Source organism: Sutterella sp., assembly GCF_052272535.1.
Taxonomy (GTDB): domain Bacteria; phylum Pseudomonadota; class Gammaproteobacteria; order Burkholderiales; family Burkholderiaceae_F; genus Sutterella.
Map to the genome: position 1 here is coordinate 23803 of NZ_DAVZJY010000003.1, position 19646 is coordinate 43448.

The following is a 19646-nucleotide window of genomic DNA, read 5'->3' on the forward strand; positions in this document are numbered from 1 at the left end:
GCTCTATTCTCCGGCCGCCCTGCGGACGTCCTCGGGAATGGCGACGGGCTCCCAGCTGCTCTCCACCGTCCAGTCGCCCGAATCGTGGTTGGTCACCTGCATGGGCTTGGGGAGCTTGCCCGTGTCGAGCGAGAAGCGGATTTCGGCCTGATAGTTCGATCCGGCTGCCGCGTCGCTTGCGGCGACTCGCCAACGGCGGATGTTCTTGATGTAGGGCAGCGCCTCGTCGAGCGTGTCGAAGTTGAGCGAGATGCCGCTGTAGGAGACCGCGTAGCGGCGGGTGAGCGGATTGAAGGCGAGCCGGATGTTGAAGGTGCTCTCGGCGACGTCCTTGTTGAGCCAGTACCAGCGCTCGCGCGAGAGGCCGAACTCATACTTGAAGTAGAGCGCGATGCCGCGGTGCATGGCGTCGATGAGGGGCATCGGCAGGTCGAACTCGTAGTGCGCCTCGATGAAGAGCCCGGGCCGCTCGCCCGGTTCGTCGAGCGTGAGCGCCGCGCTCATGAGCTCCGCCTTCGCGGCCGAGGCCGGACCGGACGCCAAGAGCGCCGCGGAGAGGATCAGCGGCGCCGTGAGCTCGGCGAGGGCGGGGGCGCGGAGGCGTGGCATGCGGAGGACTTCGTGAAGCGGACTCACCGCTTCTCCAGAAGCGCGTAGAAGAAGCCGTCGTGAACGGCGGGCAGTTCGTCCGACGGCGACCAGTCGCCCGACTCCGTCGGAATCAGGCTCATCATACCTGCACCGTCCGCACGGAGCGGAACGAGGCGGGCGTCGGGGCGGCGCGCGAGGAACCCCTCGATCTGCCGCGGCCCCTCTTCGGGGAAGATCGAGCAGGTGCAGAAGAGAAGCTTGCCGCCGCGGCGCAGGCACGGCCAGAGCGCGTCGAGGAGGCGCTTCTGCTCGGCGGCGAGCCGCCGGATGTCCTCGGGCCGGCGCGACCAGGGCACGTCGGGCTGCCGGCGCACGATGCCGCTCGCCGTGCAGGGCGCGTCGAGGAGCACCGCGTCGAAGGGCTCGCCCGTCCACCACTCCTCCGTGCGGGCGGCGTCGGCCGCGCGGACCTCGGCCGAGAGGCCGAGGCGCGAAAGGGTCGAGCGGATGAGTTCGGCGCGCTCCGGATCCACTTCGAGCGCGGTGACGCGGCAGTCGGTGCGCTCCAGAATGTGCGCGGTCTTGCCGCCCGGTGCCGCGCAGGCGTCGAGCACCCGGTCGCCCGGAGCGACGGGCAGGAGATGTGCGGCGAGCTGCGTGCCCGCGTCCTGTACTGAGACGTCGCCCTCGGTGAAGCCGGGGATCTCCTGCACGGGCAGGGGCTTTCCCAGCAGCACCGCCTCAGGACCCACGCGGCGGGCGGCGATGCCCGCCGCCGCGAGCCGCTCGAGGTAGGCCTCGGGCGTGGTGCGGCGCACGTTCACGCGCAGCGTCATCGGCGCGTGGTGCGCGGCGATGGAGAGGATCGACTCCCACTCGTCCGGGTGGGCGGCGCGCACGCGCTCGATCCACCAGGCGGGCGCGTTGAAGCGCACTTCGGGCGTGCGGCGGCAGAGCGCGAGGAGCGGCTCGCGCTCGCGCAGGAAGCGCCGGAGCACGGCGTTGACGAGGCCGGCGAAGCGGGTGGTGCGCCGGCCCGCGCGGGCGGCGTTCACCGCCTCGCTCACGAGCGTGAAGTCGCTGTAGCGGCGGGCGACGAGGAGCGCGAGCGCCGCCTCGATGAGCCCGAGCACCGGACCGGGCGGAGGGCTTTCGAGGAGCCGGCGCGTCAGCGCCTCGACGAGCGCCTTGCTGCGCAGCAGGTCGTAGAGGATCGATTGGAGGGCGGCGCGGGCGTTTGGGGGCAGGTCGGCCGCTTCGGCGTCGAGCGCCGAGGCGAAGGAGGCGCCTTCGCGCATCCGGCGGCGCGCCTGCGCCGCGAGCGTGAGGAGCCGGCGCAGCGGGAGCTGCAGGGCGCGGCCTTCGCCGGAGGATTCCTTTTCGCGGGGATTGGTCATTGGAGCACCTCGCCCGTCCGGATACCGAGGCTCTGGAGAGCGGCGGGGGCGGGCATCCGGGGCTTGCCCGCGCGCTGCAGGACCGTCATGCTGAGCGCGCCGCGGCCGCAGGCGACCGTGAGGGCGCCGTCGGTGGAGAGCACCGTGCCGGGTGCGGCGCCTTCAGGCGCCTCGACGGCTTGTGCCGCCCAGACCTTGACGGGACTTCCGGCGTGTTCGAACTGCAGGCCGGGGAACGGCGTGAAGGCGCGCATGCGGCGCGCGAGGAGCGCGGCGTCCGCGGTCCAGTCGATGCGGCTCTCCGCCTTCATGATCTTGGCGGCGTAGAGGACGCCCGCTTCGCTCTGCGGCGTCGAGTCGAGTTCGTCCGCCTCCTCGAGCGCCTTCGTGAGGAGCTCCGCGCCGAGACGGGCGAGCCGCTCCGTAAGGGAGGCGGTCGTGTCGTCGGGGAGGATCGGCGTGCGCGCCTCGCGCACGACCGGACCCGTGTCGAGACCGAGCTCCATCTTCATCAGGCCGACGCCGGTTTCGGCGTCGCCCGCCTCGATCGCGCGGGTGATCGGTGCGGCGCCGCGCCAGCGCGGCAGGAGGCTCGCGTGGATGTTGAGCGCGCGGATGTCGCCCCGGCGGCCGATGCCGCGGGCGCAGTCGAGCACGGCCTGCGGCAGGATGAGGCCGTAGGCGGCGACCACGAGGAGGTCGGCCTCGAGCGCGCGCAGGCGCTCGTGCATCAGGGGGGCGCCTTCGGGGTCCTTCTTCGCCGAGAGCGTGAGCGGCGTGGCCGTTTCGATCCCGAGCTCCCCGGCAAGGACCTTGACGGGGGACGGCGTGAGCTTCATGCCGCGGCCGCTCGGACGGTCGGGCTGCGTGAGGACGAGCGGGATGTCGTGACCGGCTGCGGCGAGCGCGCGGAGCGCCTCGGCGGCGAAGTCCGGCGTGCCGGCGAAGATGATTCTCATGATTCTGTCGGGAGGGGGAGTGAACGGTGCAATATTCTAAAAGCCCCGCGGAGTGGGGCCCCGGAACCGAGCGCCGAAGCGTATCACCGGGTAGGAGCGAGGCTGTGCAAGAGATGAAGTATTTCGACAACGGCGGCGTGCGCATCGCCTACCGGCGGTTCGGCGATCCGCTCGCGCCCGCCGTGGTGCTGCTCATGGGGCTCGGGCTCTCGATGGAGGCCTGGCCCGAAGGGATCGTGTCGGGGCTGCTCGCCGAGGGCTTTCAGGTGATCACGCCCGACAACCGCGACTCGGGGCGCTCCTCGCGCATGACGGCCTGGCGGGTGGGGCGCGGCGACGTCCTGCACGCCATCGTGCGCACCGTATTCGGGCTGCAGGTGACCGGGGAGTACGCGCTCGAGGACATGGCGTTCGACCTCGAGCGGCTGCTCGACCATCTCGGGCTGCGGCGCGTGCACGTCGCGGGCGTCTCCATGGGCGGCATGATCGCCCAGGTCTTCGCCTGCCAGTGTCCGAACCGGGTCGCCACGCTCACCTCGATCTCCTCGGCAGTGGGCAATCCCCGGACGGGGTTCGGGCGGCTGCGCGCCGTGGCGGCCGTCTCCGCTTCGGGCGACGCGGCGAGTCCTGAGGCGCTGCGGCGCCACTTCACGACCGTGCTCACGACGCTCGCCGGTCCCAGGTACCGGCCCGACGCCGCGGAGCTCGAGGAGGCGCTCAGCTCCGCGCCGCGGATCGGCTTCGACGCGGCGGCGACCCGCCGTCAGCTCGTCGCGCTCCTCGCGAGCGGCAACCGCGCGCAGGCGATGCGGCAGCTGCGCACGCCCACCCTCGTGATTCACGGCACGGATGATCCGCTGCTGCCCTTCGCCGCGGGCGAGGAGACCGCGCGGCTCGTCGCCGGCGCGAAGCTCATCCCCGTGGACGGCCTCGGGCACCAGCTGCCGCCGGCGCTCATGGGCACGTACGCGCGCTGGATCGCGACGCACTGCCACGCGCATCCGGCCTGAGGGGGCTCAGCGCGCGCGTTCCTGCTCCTTTTCCTTCTCCTTTTCGCGCTCCTCGCGGCGCAGCTTGCGCAGCTTCGTGCAGGCGCGCTGCTTCTTGAGCAGCGACAGGTGGTCGATGAAGACCACGCCGTCGAGATGGTCCAGCTCGTGCTGCACGCACACGGCGAGCAGCCCCGAGCAGTCGAGCTCGAAGGTCTTGCCGTCGGCGTTCTGCGCGCGCACGCGCACCTGCGCCGGGCGCTTGACGTGCTCGTAGAGGCCCTTGAGCGAGAGGCAACCCTCCTCGTGGTCCTGCAGCTCCTCGCTCTTCTCGATGATCTCGGGGTTGCAGAGCACGAGGAGTCCCGTCTTGTCGTCGGTGACGTCGATCACGACGATGCGGCGCAGCACGCCCACTTGATTGGCGGCGAGGCCCACGCCCGGAGCGGCGTACATGGTCTCCGCCATGTCCGCGGCGAGGCGTTTGAGGTCCTCGTCGAAGACTTCGATGCGCTCGGCCTTCGCGGCGAGCACGGGATGCGGGTACTGTATAACGGGAAGCTTGGCCACGGATGCGCTCCTTCCCGGCGGGTCCGGGAGGACGAAGTATTTGAAAGGTCAAGGATTATAGCGGCGCCCCGTCCGTGCGCCGTCCTCATCAGGGAGAAGCGATGGTGCCCGACACCCTCAGCCAAGACGAAGCGGCCGCCTGGGTCGCGCTCTCGCTTGTTGATCGGCTCGACGTGCCCGCGGCGCTGCGGCTCATCCGCGCCTTCGGCGGCGTCGAGGAGGCGCTCGGCGCCCCGCTCACCGACCTCGCGCGCCTGATCGGCATGCCTGCGGCCGAAGGGGTGCGCGCGGCCGCCCGCGGGGCGCACGACGAGGAGGTCGAGGGAGCGCTCGCCTGGCTCTCGGACGTTAGGAACGCCCGGCTCCTCACGATCGCCGACCCGGACTTCCCCGGCGGGCTCGTCGCCGCGGGCGCCGCGCCGCTAGTCCTCTACGCCTGCGGTCCGGCGGAGCTTCTCGCGCGCCGTCCGCTTCTCGCCCTGTGCGGTACGGAGGACCCCGACGAAGAGGGACTGAGGAACGCGGAGGACTTCGGCCGGGCGGCGGCGAAGAGTGGTGCGGTAGTCGCCGCGCTGATGGCGCGGGGCGTCTCGGCCGCGGCGCTCTCCGGGGCGCTCTCCGCTCCCGGCGCGCTCCCTCCCGTGGCGCTCCTCGTCACGGGCTGCGCGCGGGCGATCCGCGGGCTCGAGGGGCTGCAGCGGCGGATTCTCGACGCGGGCGGGCTTCTGCTCTCGGCTGAGGCGCCCGGGAGCGGCCGCACGGAGGAGAGCACCGCGCGGGCCCGGGGGCTTCTCGCCGCGACCGCCCCCGTCTTTCTTCTCGTCGAGGCGTCCTTGGGCGACCCGTCCGTTGATGCGGCGCGCCGCGCCGCCGAGGCGGGCGCCACCGTGGGCGCCGTCCCGGGGAGCATCCACGCTGCGCTCGCCAAGGGCGGGAACCGGATCATCCGCGAGGGGGCGCTCCTCGTGGAGACCTGCGCGGATCTCGGGCTCGGCTAATCCGCATCGCCAAAAATGACATAATGCGCGTGCTTCAGGAACCGGCCCTGAACGCGCGGACACTTAAGAATTTACCCCGTGGACGCCGGGCGAAAGCATCCGTCGGGAGGAGTACAGAGTCATGGCTGTGACCTTGGTCATCGCAGAAAAGCCGTCCGTCGCCGGCGACATCGCACGCGCGCTGGGCGGCTTCAAGAAGGACGGCGACTTCTGGAAGCGCGACGACATGATCGTCGGCTCCGCCGTGGGCCATCTTCTCGAGATCAAGGCCCCCGAGGAATACGACGTCAAGCGCGGCCGCTGGTCCTTCGCCAACCTGCCGGTCCTGCCGCCCTATTTCGAACTGCAGCCGCTCAAGAAGTCCGAGGCCAAGTACGAGGGGCTCGCCAAGAAGATCCGCAGCCGCACCGTCACCGACATCATCAACGCATGCGATGCGGGGCGCGAGGGCGAACTCATCTTCCGCCACATCATTCAGGCGACCGGGACGATGAAGCCCATCCGCCGCCTGTGGCTGCAGTCGATGACGAAGGCGTCCATCCAGAAGGCCTTCACGACGCTGCGCACCGACGAGGAGATGAAGCCCCTCGAGGCCGCCGCCCGCAGCCGCTCCGAAGCGGACTGGCTCGTCGGCATCAACGGCACGCGTGCGCTCACCGCCTTCAACTCCAAGGAGGGCGGGTTCTTCCTCACGACCGTCGGCCGCGTGCAGACGCCGACCCTCGCCATCGTCGTGGCGCGCGAGGAGGAGATCACGCACTTCAAGCCGCGCGACTACTGGGAGGTGCACGCCGAATTCCACGCTGCGCAGGGCACCTATGAGGGCGTCTGGATCGACCCGGACTTCACGAAGACGAAGGGCGCCCCCGCCGAACTCAAGGCCGAGCGCATCTGGAACGCCGCCGACGCGGAGGCGATCGTCGAGAAGTGCCGCGGCCGCGAGGGTGTCGTCACCGAGACGAGCAAGCGCTCCACGCAGAGCTCGCCCGCGCTCTTCGACCTCACGTCGCTGCAGCGCGAGGCGAATAGCCGCTTCGGCTTCCCCGCCAAGATGACGCTCAACCTCGCGCAGCGCCTCTACGAGCGCTTCAAGGTCCTCACCTATCCGCGAACCGACTCGCGCGCGCTCCCCGACGACTACGCGCCGACGGTGAAGGAGACGCTCTCGCACCTGCAGAAGCTCGCCGCCTACGACGGCTTCGCCGCGCAGATCCTCACGAACGGCTGGGTGAAGCCGGGCGACAAGCGCGTCTTCGACAACAGCAAGATCTCCGACCACTTCGCGATCATCCCGACGGGCGAGATCCCGAAGGACCTCGACGAGCCCGAGCAGAAGATCTACGACCTCGTCGTGCGCCGCTTCATGTCGGTCTTCTATCCGCCCGCCGAATTCAACGTCACCACCCGCCGCACGGTGGTCGAAGGGGAGACCTTCCTCACCGAGGGCAAGGTGCTCGTGAAGCCGGGCTGGCTCGAGGTCGCGGGCAAGGTGGGCCGCACGCAGAGCGACCTCACGCCCGTCACAAACGGCGAGACCGTCCTCACGGAGCGCATCGAGACCACGGCCGACCAGACCCGTCCGCCCGCGCGCTACTCTGACGCGACGCTCCTCTCGGCGATGGAGTCCGCCGGCAAGAAGCTCGACGACGGCGAGCTGCGCAACGCCATGGCTGAAAAAGGCCTCGGCACGCCGGCGACGCGCGCCCAGACGATCGAGGGCCTGATCGAGCAGAAGTACCTGCGCCGCGAAGAGCGCGTGCTCGTGCCCAACGCCAAGGCCTTCCAGCTCATGCAACTCGTGCGCGGCCTGCGCATCGACGAGCTCACGCAGCCGCGGCTCACCGCCGAGTGGGAGTACAAGCTCGCGCAGATCGAGCGCGGCGAGGGCTCGCGCGACGCCTTCATGGCCGAAATCCGCGAGATGACGAAGAACATGGTCGCCGTCGCCAAGCAGTACGAAGGCGACAGCGTGCCGATCGTCAATCCGATCCACTTCAAGAACCGCTGCCCGGCCTGCGGCGGCGAGATCGTCGAGAACTACCGGCGCTTCGCCTGCACGAACCCCGCGTGCTACTTTTCGCTCCCCAAGCATCCCTCGGGGCGCGCGTTCGAGGCGGGAGAGGTCGAGGAACTTCTCGCCAACCACCGCATCGGGCCCCTCTCGGGGTTCGTGAGCCGCCGCGGCTTCCCCTTCGAGAGCGAACTCGTGCTCGCGAAGGATCCCGATACGGGCGAGTGGGGGCTGCGCTTCGAGTTTGAGGAGCGTCCCGAGATCGACGCGACCGAGCTCGCCTCGGCGCCGGTCGTGGGCGACTGCCCGCTCTGCCGCGGCCGCGTGGTGGACATCAACGACACCTACGTCTGCGAGCACGCCGTGAACGAACCGCGCACGTGCACCTTCCGCATGGGCAAGACCATCCTTCAGCGCACGATCTCCCACGAGGAGATCGCTACGCTGCTCGCCGAAGGGCGCACGCCGCTCATCAACGACTTCATCTCGAAGCGCACCAACCGGCCCTTCAAGGCCTACCTCGTCTGGGATCCGAAGAAGAAGACGGTCGGCTTCGAGTTCGAGAAGCGCGAGAAGGAGTCCAAGGAGGGCGAGGAGACGGCCGCCCCCGCGGAGGCCGCCGCCGAGGAGAAGAAGCCCGCGCGCCGCACGGCCGCGAAGAAGGCCGCCCCGGCGAAGAAGAGCTCGACCTCGACCCGCCGCAAGCGCGTCTCCGAAGAGTGACGGCGCTTCGGGCGCACCCATGAAAAATCCCGCGCGGCCCTACCGGCCGGCGCGGGATTTTTTTCTTGAGCACGAGGGTCCCGAGAGATCAGCCGGCGTCGGCGGGCTTTTCCGCGGGCTTCTCCGCAGGCTTCTTCTTCGTGCGGGTGACGAGCACCTGATCGATCTTGTTGTTGTCCACGTCCATCACCTCGAACGTGTAGTCGGCGAGCACGACCTTGTCGGTGCGCTTCGGAATCTTGCGCAGCATGTACATCATGAAGCCCGCCACCGTCTCGTAGGCGCTGTCTTCGGGCAGCTCGTCGATCTCGAGCGCATGCTCGAGGTCGTCGATCGGCGTGGCGCCGTCCACGAGCCACGTGTCGTCGTCGCGTTGGATGATCTGCACGTCGTCCTCGTTCGTGACGAGGTCGCCCATCACCGTGGACATGATGTCGTTGATCGTGATGATGCCCACGACGAGCGCGTACTCGTTGAGGATCACCGCGAAGTCGGAGTGCGTGCGCTGGAAGACGTCGAGCACTTCGGAGAGCGTAAGCGAGTCGGGGATGAACTGCACGCCCTGCAGGAGCTCGGGGTCCTGGAAGACGATCGGGCGCTCCTCGAGCACGCGGCGCAGCAGGTGCTTGGAGTCCACGAAGCCCACGACGTGGTCGAGGTCCTTGTCGCAGACGAGGAAGCGGTTGTAGGGCACGGTGGCGATCTTCGCGCGGATGCTCTCGTCGGTCTCGTCGAGCGTGAAGTAGACGATGCTCTCGCGCGCCGTCATGGCCGAGGGAACGAGGCGGCTCTCCAATTCGAAGACGTTCTGGATCACCGTCTCCTCCTCGGGGGCGATCACGCCCGCCGCGGTGCCCGCGCCCACCTGCGCGAGGATGTCCTCGGAGGTGATGGTCTCCTGGCGCTTGGTGGGCATGCCGAGCGAGCGGATGCAGGCGTCCGAGAGGCGCTCGAGCACGAAGACGATCGGGCGGAGCAGCTTGATGATGACGTTCATCGGGCGCACGACGAACATGGCGATCGCCTCGGGACGGGCGATCGCGAGGCGCTTGGGCAGCAGGTCCGCGAAGATCACGAAGAGCGCCGTGGCGATGATGAACGAGAGGATGAAGCTCACGTTGCCCATGTCCCGGCCGGGGAGAACCTCCGCGAACAGCCAGGAAAAGAAGGGCGAGAAGGCCGCGTCGCCGATCACGCCGCCGAGCAGCGCCGTGGCGTTGATCATCACCTGCAGGGCCGAGAAGAACTGTCCCGGATGGGACTGCAGTTCAAGCACCATCGCCGCACGTCGGTCTCCGTCGTCGGCGAGCGTCTGCAGGCGCGTCTTCGACGCGGATGCGAGGGAGATCTCGGCGGAGGAGAAGAAGGCGCTGAGCACGACGAGGCACATCAGGCCGACGACTTGCGGCAGGGAATTCATAGGCAGGATAGGCAGGAGCAGGGTTGTTGATGGAGGCGTCCGGCGGCGAAGGAGGACCGCCTGGATTAGACGCAGATCATGAATTTTAGCATGAATGGACTATTAACCACCTGTTTTTTGGCGGTATTTTATGTCCGTTGGCCTCCGAACCGTCCGCCTCCCGGAAGAACTCCAGAGCGGCGCGCCCGGGCGCGCCGGCGCCGTTTCCTGTGTACACTCGCACGACCGGCCGTTCATCCGCTCCTGCGGGAGCGGACGCGCGGATCCGCCGCCGTGCCGCCGTGCCGGACGGCACCTTGAACTGGACTTCGCCTCGGAACGGAGTCCGCCGGACCGGACGCTCCGGCCCGCACACGATCAGGAAGAAAAAATGAAGATCAAGCTTCTCTCCGCCGCCGTCGCCCTCGCGGCCTGCGCCGCCGTCGCCCCCGCCCATGCGGGTGCCACGCTCGACAAGATCAAGGCGAGGGATCAGCTCGTCTGCGGCGTCAACACGTCCGCTCCGGGCTTCTCGAGCGCCGACAGCCAGGGCCGCTGGCAGGGCCTCGACGTCAACACCTGCCGCGCCGTCGCCGCTGCGGTTTTGGGCGACGCCGACAAGGTGAAGTACGTTCCGCTCTCCTCGACGCAGCACATGGCCGCGCTCGCCTCGGGCGAGATCGACATGCTCGCGCGCAACACGACCTGGACGATGACGCGCGACGCGGGCACGGCGAACGTCTTCGTCACGGTGTCCTACTACGACGGCCAGGGCTTCATGGTTCCGAAGTCCCTCGGCGTGAAGAGCGTGAAGGAGCTTGACGGCGCCACCGTCTGCGTGCAGACGGGCACCACCACCGAAAAAACCACGGCCGACTACTTCCACTCGCACGGCATGCAGTACAAGACCGTCGTCTTCGACACGACCGAAGCGACGCAGAGCGCGTTCCTCTCGGGCCGCTGCGACGTCTACACGACCGACATGTCCGACCTCGCGGGCGTGCGCACCATCGCCCAGGACCCCTCGAAGTTCGACATCCTCCCCGAGACGATCTCCAAGGAGCCCCTCGGGCCGGCCGTGCGCCGCGGCGACTGGGAGTTCTTTGAGATCGTGCGCTGGTCCTTCATGGCCTTCCTCGGCGCCGAGGAGCTCGGCGTGACGCAGGCGAACGTCGATGAGATGCGCAAGACTTCGAAGAACCCGAACGTCATGCGCCTCGTCGGTTCGGGCGAGGACATGGGCCGCATGCTCGGCCTGGACAAGGACTGGTCCTACCGTATCATTAAGCAGGTCGGCAACTACGGCGAATCCTGGACGAAGTACTTCGGTCCGGCCACGCCGCTCAACCTGCCCCGCGGCATGAACAAGCTCTGGACGGACGGCGGCCTGATGTACGCCATGCCGATCCGATAAAATGAGGCGGCGTCCGCCCCGCTAGGCCGGGGCGGATCTCGTTTCCGGGGCTCCAAGCCGTCAGCAGCTTGGGGCCTCTTCGCTTTTCCTCCTCCCGCAGTCCATGTTTGCCAGAGACTCCTTCAGCATCGTGCCGGGCGACCAGGCCTGGATCGAGCGTGAAAAGGTGCGCCGCCGGCGCGAGTACACGCTCCAGGCCGCGCTGATCCTCCTTCTCGTCGCCTTCGTCGCCGTGCTTGCGGCCAACGTCGAGGCGAACCTCGCAGCGAAGAACATCAAGAGCGGCTTCGGCTTCCTGATGAACCGCGCGGGCTTTGAGATCAGCGACCAGCTCGTCGTCTACTCCGCGAACGATCCGCTCTGGAAGGCCTTCTTCGTCGGCATCCTCAACACGCTGCGCGTCTCCGCCCTCACGATCGTCACGGCGACCGTGCTCGGCGTCGTGGTGGGCCTCATGCGCCTCTCGCGCAACGGCATCGTGCGGCTCCTCGGCGCCGCGCACGTCGAGGCGTACCGCAACATTCCGCTGCTCGTGCTTCTCCTCGCGCTCTACCTCGCCGTGACGGAGCTTCTGCCGGGCGTGCGGCAGGCCTTCCATCTGGGCGACTGGGTCTTCCTCTCGAAGACCGGGCTCCTCTACGCGGTGCCTCAGGCGCCTTGGGCGGCGGGGGCCGCGGCCGCCGCCGGACTCGTCTTCGCCTGGATCGCCGCGCGCCTCGTGCGGCGCCGCGAGACCGGGCTCGTCGCGACGACGACGGGCATCGTCGTCTTCGCGCTCGCCTTCGTGGCCGTTTGGGCCGCCTGCGGCGCGCTTTTCGGCTGGAACCATCCGCGGGCGACGCGCTTCTCCATGTCGGGCGGCGCGCAGCTCACGCCGGAATTCCTCACGCTCTGGCTCGGCCTCACGCTCTACAGCTCGGCGATGATCGCCGAGGTGGTCCGCGCGGGCGTCCTCTCCGTGCGCCCGGGACAGTGGGCGGCCGCGGCCGCGCTCGGCCTGCGCCGCACCGAGACGGTGAGCTACGTGGTCTTCCCGCAGGCGATGCGCCTCATCGTTCCGCCGCTCTCGAGCCAGTACATGACGCTCACGAAGAACTCCTCGCTCGCCGTGATGGTGGGTTATCCGGACCTCGTGAACGTCGGCACGACCGTGATGAACGTCACCGGGCAGTCGCTTGAGGTGATCTGCCTCATCATGGCGGTCTACCTCACCGTGAACCTCGTCATCTCGCTCGTGATGAACCGCTTCAACGCGCGCATCATGCGCGCGCCGCAGTAAAGGAGTCCGACATGCCGGAAGTACAGGTTGTGGGCGTGCCGGGCGGAGTCCTCGAGCGGATCCGCAGCAGCTGCTTTTATTCGATTCCCGCCGGGATCGTCTCGGTCGTTCTCGGCGCGGCGGTTCTCCTCGCGTGCGCCTGGGTCTTCAAGTGGGCCGTCTGGGACGCCGTCTGGCAGGCCGACCTCGACGCCTGCCGGCGCGCTTCGGGCGCCTGCTGGGGGTTCGTCGCCGAAAAGTGGCGCCTCATCATCTTCGGGCGCTTCCCCTATGAGCTGCAGTGGCGTCCGGCCGTCGCCACCATTCTCATCGTGCTGATGCTCTGCGTCAGCGCGCTGCCCGCGCTCTGGACGCGCCGCGGCGCGCGGTTCATCCTCTGGGGTTGGGTTGCCGCCTTCGCGGTCTTCTTCACGTTGATGACCGGCGGCGTCTTCGGGCTCGAGCCGATCAGCACGGACATGTGGGGCGGCCTTCCGCTCACGGTGATCCTCACGCTGCTCGGCATGGCGGCCTCCTCGCCGATCGGCATCCTCCTCGCGATCGGGCGCCGCAGCCGGCTGCCGATCGTCTCCGCGCTCTCCACGGGCTACATCGAGCTCGTGCGCGGCGTGCCGCTCATCACGGTGCTCTTCGTCGCCTCCTTCGTCTTCCCGCTCCTGCTGCCCGAATGGCTCAAGGCGGACGCTTTCTGGCGCGTCGCCGTCGGCATCACGCTCTTCCAGGCGGCCTACACGGCCGAGACGGTGAGGGGCGGCCTGCAAACCATTCCCCGGGGGCAGTTCGCCGCCGCGCGCTCGCTCGGCCTCACCGAGCGGCAGTGCTACGTGCACGTCATCCTGCCTCAGGCTCTGGTCGCGATCATCCCGGCCTTTGTCAACAGCCTGCTCTCTTGCTTCATGGACACCTCGCTCGTGATGGTGGTGTCGATGTACGACCTCACGGGTAGCCTCAAGCTCGCGTTGGGCGACGCGCACTGGCGCCCCTACTTCATCGAGGGCTACGCCTTCATCGCGCTCGTCTACTTCTCCTCGAGCTTCATCATCTCGCGCTACAGCCAGTGGCTCGAGGGGCGCCTGCGCGGACCGCAGCGTCGCTGAATCTTTTGAACGGACACCATTGCGTCATGAAGTTTCACGAACACATCATCCGCGCCTCCATTCCGGAGCTTCCCTTCCAGCTCACGCGTGAAGCGCTCGCGCGCGGCATCGCCGGCTTCGCCCGACATCCCGAGCACTACATCGAGGAGGTGAGCGGCTCGCGCATCACCTCGTCCGAGACGGTCGGCGCCGAGCCCGGGTCGGTCGTCTTCGGCCGGGAGATCCGCTTCGGCGCGCTCGTCTTCGAGGAGCGCATCGAGCTCACCGCCGCGGGTGACTACCGCGCGCACGTCGAGGCCGACGGCCCGCGGCCCGCTTCTGACTTCACGATGACCATCGAGGAGCCCGAGCCGGGCTCGCTTTTCGTGCGCTTCACCTATCACGAGGACCGGCCCGAGGCGCCCGAGACGTCGCTCGAAGAGCGTCAGCTCGCGCAGCTGCGCCGCCTCGCCTACGAGAGCAAGGACCGCAGCATCCTCTCGAAGATCCTCGAGGATCTCATCGAGGAGCACGCCTCCGGCCGTCCGGCCTGAGCGCTCCCCCAGGCACTCCCTTCGAAGGCCTTGCGCCTTCATCGTCAACGCGCCCGCAGGAGGTCCGCCCTCCCGGGCGCTTCTTGTCCTCCGCAACACCCGCACGCATCCATGACAGAAATGCTTCCCGCGCGCATCTGCGCCCGCATCGCCGAAGAGATCTCCTGCCGGCCGCATCAGGTGGAGGCCGCCGCCAGACTGCTCGACGACGGCGCCACCGTTCCCTTCATCGCCCGCTACCGCAAGGAGGCGACGGGGGGACTCGACGACGCGCAGCTGCGCACGCTCGAGGAGCGCCTCGTCTACCTGCGCGAGCTTGAGGACCGCCGCGACGTCGTGCTCGCCGCCGTCGAGACGGCCGGCAAGCTCACCGACGAACTGCGCGCCTCGATCGAGGCGGCCGACACGAAGCAGGCCCTCGAGGACCTCTACGCGCCCTACAAGAGCCGCCGGCGCACGCGCGCCGTCATCGCCCGCGAGGCCGGGCTCGAACCGCTCGCCGACCGGCTTCTCGCCGACCGCTCGCTCGATCCCGCCGCCGAGGCGGCCGCCTTCGTCAACGCCGAGGCGGGCTTCGCCGACGCCGCCGCGGTGCTCAACGGCGCCCGCGACATCCTCGCCGAGCGCTTCAGCCTCGACGTCGAGGTGCGCGAGGCGCTGCGCGCCTTCATGGCGAACCGCGGCGAACTGGTGAGCCGCGTGGTCGAGGCCGAAAAGGACAAGGCGGAGAAGTTCCGCGACTACTTTGACTACCGCGAACGGCTCGACAAGATCCCCTCGCACCGCGCGCTCGCCGTTCTGCGCGGCCGCCGCGAGGGGTTTCTCTCCGTCGCCGTGGGGCTCTCGCCCGAGGAGGAGGCGCTCACGCCCCATCCGGCCGAGGCGCGGCTCGCCGATGCGCTCGGCATCCGCCGCACGGGGCGCGCCGCCGACGAGTGGCTCCTCTCGGTCGTGCGTTGGACGTGGCGCGTGAAGTCGCGCCTCGCCATTGAGACGGACCTGCTCGAGGAGCTTCGCGAGCGCGCCGAAGACACGGCGATCACCGTCTTCGGCGACAACCTGAGGGATCTGCTTCTCGCCGCCCCTGCGGGGCACCACACGGTCGTGGGGCTCGATCCGGGCTTCCGCACCGGTGTGAAGACCGCGGTGATCGACGCCACGGGCCGCGTGCTCGCCCACGACGTGCTGATGATGCACCGCTCGGAAGGCGAGAAGGAGACGGCCAAGCTCAAGCTCGCCGCCCTCGTCACGCGCTACAAGGCCGCCTTCGTCGCGATCGGCAACGGCACGGCGAGCCGCGAAACCTCCGCCGTCGTGGGCGAGGTGTTCCGCGAGCATCCTGAGGCGAAGTGCGTGCGCGTCATCGTGAGCGAGGCGGGCGCCTCGGTTTACTCCGCTTCGGAGCTCGCGGGCGAGGAGCTCCCCGGACTCGACGTGAGCTACCGCGGCGCCGTCTCGATCGCGCGCCGCCTGCAGGATCCGCTCGCCGAGCTCGTCAAGATCGACCCGAAGGCGATCGGCGTCGGCCAGTATCAGCACGACGTGGACCACCAGAAGCTCGAGCGCCGTCTCTCGGCCGTGGTCGAGGACTGCGTGAACTTCGTCGGCGTGGACGTCAACACGGCGAGCCCGCAGCTCCTCTCGCACGTGGCGGGCCTCACGCGCCGCGTCGCGCAGGAGATCGTCGCCTACCGCGAGGCGAACGGCGCCTTCCGCGACCGGGAGGCCCTGAAGTCGGTGCCCTATCTCGGCGCCGCACGCTTCCTGCAGGCGGCGGGCTTCCTGCGCATCCACCGCGGCGCCAACCCCTTGGACGGCACGGGCGTGCATCCCGAGTCCTACGGCCTCGTCGCTCGCATGGCCCGGCAGCTCGGCCTCGGGAGCGTGCGCGAACTCATGGGCAACGAGGCGCTGCTGCGCCGCATCCGCCCGCAGGACTTCGCCGACGACAAGTTCGGCGCGCCCACGGTGATCGACATCATCCGCGAGCTTGAGAAGCCCGAGCGCGATCCGCGCGCGGAGTTCAAGACTGCGGAGTTCAAGGACGAGATCCAGACGATCGAGGACCTGCGTCCGGGCATGAAGCTCGAGGGCGTCGTCAACAACGTCGCCGCCTTCGGTGCCTTCGTGGACGTGGGCGTGCACGTCTCGGGCCTCGTGCACGTCTCCGCGCTCGCCGACCACTTCGTCAAGGATCCACGCGACGAGGTGCGCGTCGGGCAGGTCGTGCGCGTCACCGTCCTAGACGTGGACGTGCCGCGCCAGCGCATCTCGCTCTCGATGCGCTCGGACGGCGCGGCCGGTCCCCAGCCGGGCGCGGCGCGCGGTGCGCGTCGGGGTGGCAGGAAGGAGGATGCCGGCAAGCCCTCGCAGACGGCGCTCGGCGCCGCCTTCGCCGGCTTGAAGCGCGGCCGATGAAGCGGCGAAGCCCCCGGAGCGCCGCAGCGCGGTCCGGGGGCTTCGCCTTCAAAAGGGAGGCCAAGCGGGGACGTCAGTCCTGCTTCTCTTCGATCTGCGCTTCGTGGGGTTCGGGTTCGGGGGTGCCGCTCACCCAGCGTTCACCGAGCTCCATGAGCGCGTTGAGGATGATCGCGCCGAAGGTCGCCGTGCCGATGCCGCCCAGGGTGAAGTTTCCGAGGTGGATCGTGAAGTCGCCCGCACCGAGGATGAGCGTCACGGCGGCGACGATCAGGTTGCGGTTGTCGCCGAAGTTGACGTGGTTCACCACCCAGACGCGGGCGCCCGCGACGGCGATCAGGCCGAAGACCACGATCGAGGTGCCCCCGAGGATCGGCTGCGGAATCGTCTGGATCACGGCGCCGAACTTGGGCGAGAAGCCGAGGATGATCGCGAAGACCGCGGCGACCGGGAAGAGCAGCGTCGAGTAGACGCGCGTCGCGGCCATCACGCCGATGTTTTCGCCGTAGGTCGTCACGCCCGTGCCGCCGAAGCTCGCCGAGAACATCGTCGCGATGCCGTCGCCGAGGAAGGCGCGGCCCATGTACGGGTCGAGGTTGCGGCCCGTCATGGCCGTCACCGCCTTGATGTGGCCGAGGTTCTCGCCCACGAGGATGATCACCACCGGGGCGATGAGCGTGATCGCCGAGGTCGTGAAGACCGGGGTCTCAAAGTGTGGAATGCCGAACCAGGCCGCCTCGCCGATCTTGGCGAAGTCGATCGGCGCGCCGAGGCCGAGGCCGTTCGTGAGCACGGCGTAGATCGCGTAGGAGAGGCCGAGGCCCACGAGGATGAGGAGCTTCTGCACGAGGCCGCGCGTGTAGACGGCCACGCCGCCCACGCAGATCACGGTGAGGATGGCGATCCAGGCGTCGAAGTCCGTCGGACCGACGCTCTTGACGGCCGTCGGGGCGAGGTTGAGGCCGATCACGGCGACCACGGCGCCGGTGACCACGGGCGGCATGAGCCGCTCGATCCACTTCACGCCCGTGCTCATGACGATCAGGCCGACGGCGCAGTAGATGAGGCCGCAGACGATGATGCCGCCCAGGGCGACCGGGATGTTCGGGTTGTGGCCGGAGCCGGCGACGTAGCCCGTCGCCGCGATCACCACGCCGATGAAGGCGAAGGAGCTGCCGAGGTAGCTCGGTACGTGCCCGCCCACGAGCACGAAGAAGATGAGCGTGCCGAGGCCGCTCATCAGAATCGCGAGGTTCGGGTCGAAGCCCATGAGAAGCGGCGCGAGAACGGTGGAGCCGAACATGGCGACGACGTGCTGCACGCCGAGCGCGAGCGTCTGCCCGGCCGAGAGACGTTCGTCGGGCGCGATGATGCCGGAAGTCTTCAGCTTCCAGGAGGGGAAGTAGCTCATCGAAAGTAATCCTCTGATGCGGATGCACAAACGGCTTCATTCTAATGACGCCGGTAACGAATTGTTTCGTGCGGTCCCGCACGACTTCTCGGGGCGCCGCCCGGGCGCCCCGTTCGCCCGGAACCCGCGGAATTTGCGACTAAAATGAGCGCCTTTCCCCTCCCGGCGCTCTCCGCAGGCGCCGGACAAACCTCCTTTTCTCGCTCTCCACGCATGACGAGTCCCAATCCGGCGCTCGTGCGGGACGTTGCAGAACGCCGCACCTTCGCCATCATCTCCCACCCTGACGCCGGCAAGACGACGCTCACGGAAAAACTTCTGCTTTTCGGCGGCGCCATTCAGATGGCCGGCGCCGTCAAGGGCCGCAAGGCCTCCCGCCACGCCACTTCGGACTGGATGGAGGTCGAGAAGCAGCGCGGCATTTCGGTGACGAGCTCGGTGATGCAGTTCCATTACCGCGACCACGTGATCAACCTGCTCGACACCCCGGGCCACGAGGACTTCTCGGAAGACACCTACCGCGTGCTCACGGCCGTCGATGCGGCGGTGATGGTGATCGACGCGGCCAAGGGCGTCGAGGCGCAGACCATCAAGCTCCTTGAGGTCTGCCGCATGCGCCGTACGCCGATCATCACCTTCATCAACAAGTTCGACCGCGAGGTGCGCGATCCGCTCGACCTGCTGAGCGAGATCGAGCACGTGCTCAAGCTCCAGTGCTGCCCGATCACCTGGCCGATCGGCATGGGCAAGACCTTCAGAGGCGTCTTCTCGCTGCTGAAGAACCACCTCGTGCGCTTCACGCCGGGCGAGGACCGCCTGACGGCCGACCGCGAGCTCATCGAGGGGCTCGACAACCCCGAGCTCGACGAGCTCTATCCGATGGAGATGCCCTACGTGCGCGAGTCGATCGAGCTCGTCGAGGGCGCGACCGAACCCTTCTCGCTCGAGAAGTTCCTCGCGGGCGAGCAGAGCCCGGTCTTCTTCGGTTCCGGCGTGAACAACTTCGGCGTCGAGGACGTGCTCAACGCTCTCGTGGACTGGGCGCCCGCGCCGCAGCCGCGCGACGCCGGCGTGCGCATGGTCGAGCCGACCGAGACGCCCTTCACCGGGTTCGTCTTCAAGATCCAGGCCAACATGGATCCGCGCCACCGCGACCGCATCGCCTTCTTCCGCGTCTGCTCGGGCCGCTATCAGCCCGGCATGAAGGTGAAGCACTGCCGCGAGGACCGCGAGATGAAGATCCCCAACGCGCTCACGTTCATGGCGCAGGACCGCGTCATCATGACCGACGCGGTGGCGGGCGACATCATCGGCATCTACAACCACGGGCAGCTGCACATCGGCGACACGCTCACCGAGGGCGAGCGCCTGCAGTTCACCGGCATCCCGAACTTCGCGCCGGAGCTCTTCCGCGCCGCGCGCAGCAAGGACCCCTTCAAGGCGAAGCAGCTCCAGAAGGGCCTGCAGGAGCTCGGCGAAGAGGGCGCCATTCAGGTCTTCACCGGCGAATTCGGCAACATCCTCCTCGGCGCCGTCGGTCAGCTGCAGTTCGAGATCGTCGCGCAGCGCCTCGCCGACGAGTACAAGGTCGATGCGCTCTACGAGTCCACCGACGTCTCGACGGCGCGCTGGCTCTCGTTCCCCGACGACAAGACTAAGCGCGAGTTCGAGGCTGAGCAGGGCGCGCGCCTCGCGACCGACGTCAACGGCAACCAGGTCTACCTCGCCACGTCGATCTACAACCTCGAGACCACGATGAAGCACTGGCCTCAGGTGACGTTCCACACGACGCGCGAGATGAACCAGACGTTCTGATGTCCCGCAGCGGTTCCTGAAGACGAGAAAGCCCGGAGTGAT

Annotated in this window: 15 protein-coding genes; 9 read left to right on the forward strand and 6 right to left on the reverse strand. The window is 68.6% G+C overall.

Annotated features, from left to right (window positions below; all coding sequences use genetic code 11):
- Positions 1 to 3 precede the first annotated feature (3 nt).
- The 3 genes from ACT6Y9_RS00645 to fmt are packed head-to-tail and all read right to left on the reverse strand — an operon-like array spanning position 4 to position 2947.
- Positions 4 to 609 carry a DUF4390 domain-containing protein gene (locus ACT6Y9_RS00645; RefSeq protein ID WP_295477097.1) on the reverse strand — a complete coding sequence of 202 codons (606 nt, stop codon included), beginning with the start codon at positions 607 to 609 and terminating at the stop codon, positions 4 to 6.
- A gap of 23 nt (positions 610 to 632) precedes the next feature.
- The gene (gene rsmB, locus ACT6Y9_RS00650) at positions 633 to 1988 is read right to left on the reverse strand and encodes a 16S rRNA (cytosine(967)-C(5))-methyltransferase RsmB (RefSeq protein WP_443743152.1); all 1356 of its coding nucleotides are present in this window, start codon (positions 1986 to 1988) and stop codon (positions 633 to 635) included.
- A complete protein-coding gene (gene fmt, locus ACT6Y9_RS00655) occupies positions 1985 to 2947 on the reverse strand; it encodes a methionyl-tRNA formyltransferase (protein ID WP_295477101.1) in 963 nt (320 codons plus the stop codon). Before fmt ends, rsmB begins: the two co-directional genes overlap by 4 nt.
- Before the next feature lie 113 nt (positions 2948 to 3060).
- Here fmt and ACT6Y9_RS00660 point away from each other — a divergent pair, with 113 nt between their 5' ends.
- Entirely contained in the window at positions 3061 to 3957 is an 897-nt protein-coding gene (locus ACT6Y9_RS00660) for an alpha/beta fold hydrolase (protein ID WP_443743153.1), read from the forward strand.
- A 6-nt stretch (positions 3958 to 3963) separates the two neighbouring features.
- Here the strand turns inward: ACT6Y9_RS00660 and def are convergent, their stop codons facing one another.
- The gene (gene def, locus ACT6Y9_RS00665; protein WP_295477105.1) at positions 3964 to 4506 is read right to left on the reverse strand and encodes a peptide deformylase; all 543 of its coding nucleotides are present in this window, start codon (positions 4504 to 4506) and stop codon (positions 3964 to 3966) included.
- A 101-nt stretch (positions 4507 to 4607) separates the two neighbouring features.
- Between def and ACT6Y9_RS00670 the strand changes: the two genes are divergently transcribed.
- Together ACT6Y9_RS00670 and ACT6Y9_RS00675 are read left to right on the forward strand one after the other, a co-directional pair.
- Entirely contained in the window at positions 4608 to 5504 is an 897-nt protein-coding gene (locus ACT6Y9_RS00670; protein WP_443743154.1) for a DNA-processing protein DprA, read from the forward strand.
- A 121-nt stretch (positions 5505 to 5625) separates the two neighbouring features.
- Positions 5626 to 8238, forward strand: a complete 2613-nt coding sequence (locus ACT6Y9_RS00675; protein WP_443743155.1) for a DNA topoisomerase III — start codon at positions 5626 to 5628, stop codon at positions 8236 to 8238.
- 88 nt (positions 8239 to 8326) lie between these two features.
- Here ACT6Y9_RS00675 and ACT6Y9_RS00680 read toward each other — a convergent pair whose 3' ends face one another.
- Positions 8327 to 9658 carry a hemolysin family protein gene (locus ACT6Y9_RS00680; protein ID WP_443743156.1) on the reverse strand — a complete coding sequence of 444 codons (1332 nt, stop codon included), beginning with the start codon at positions 9656 to 9658 and terminating at the stop codon, positions 8327 to 8329.
- Between the two features lie 370 nt (positions 9659 to 10028).
- Between ACT6Y9_RS00680 and ACT6Y9_RS00685 the strand changes: the two genes are divergently transcribed.
- The 5 genes from ACT6Y9_RS00685 (at position 10029) to ACT6Y9_RS00705 (ending at position 16378) form a co-directional block, all read left to right on the forward strand.
- Entirely contained in the window at positions 10029 to 11051 is a 1023-nt protein-coding gene (locus ACT6Y9_RS00685) for an amino acid ABC transporter substrate-binding protein (RefSeq protein ID WP_295477114.1), read from the forward strand.
- Positions 11052 to 11154: 103 nt separating this feature from the next.
- Complete coding sequence (locus tag ACT6Y9_RS00690) at positions 11155 to 12330, forward strand: amino acid ABC transporter permease (RefSeq protein ID WP_295477116.1); 1176 nt, start codon at positions 11155 to 11157, stop codon at positions 12328 to 12330.
- An 11-nt stretch (positions 12331 to 12341) separates the two neighbouring features.
- Positions 12342 to 13427, forward strand: a complete 1086-nt coding sequence (locus ACT6Y9_RS00695; protein ID WP_443743157.1) for an amino acid ABC transporter permease — start codon at positions 12342 to 12344, stop codon at positions 13425 to 13427.
- Positions 13428 to 13453: 26 nt separating this feature from the next.
- Positions 13454 to 13960, forward strand: coding sequence for an AtaL-like protein (locus tag ACT6Y9_RS00700; RefSeq protein WP_443743158.1), 507 nt, complete (start codon positions 13454 to 13456; stop codon positions 13958 to 13960).
- Positions 13961 to 14071: 111 nt separating this feature from the next.
- Entirely contained in the window at positions 14072 to 16378 is a 2307-nt protein-coding gene (locus ACT6Y9_RS00705; RefSeq protein WP_443743159.1) for a Tex family protein, read from the forward strand.
- A 73-nt stretch (positions 16379 to 16451) separates the two neighbouring features.
- Here ACT6Y9_RS00705 and ACT6Y9_RS00710 read toward each other — a convergent pair whose 3' ends face one another.
- Entirely contained in the window at positions 16452 to 17789 is a 1338-nt protein-coding gene (locus ACT6Y9_RS00710; RefSeq protein WP_295477124.1) for a solute carrier family 23 protein, read from the reverse strand.
- A gap of 213 nt (positions 17790 to 18002) precedes the next feature.
- Between ACT6Y9_RS00710 and ACT6Y9_RS00715 the strand changes: the two genes are divergently transcribed.
- Positions 18003 to 19604, forward strand: coding sequence for a peptide chain release factor 3 (locus tag ACT6Y9_RS00715; RefSeq protein WP_295477126.1), 1602 nt, complete (start codon positions 18003 to 18005; stop codon positions 19602 to 19604).
- Positions 19605 to 19646 lie beyond the last annotated feature (42 nt).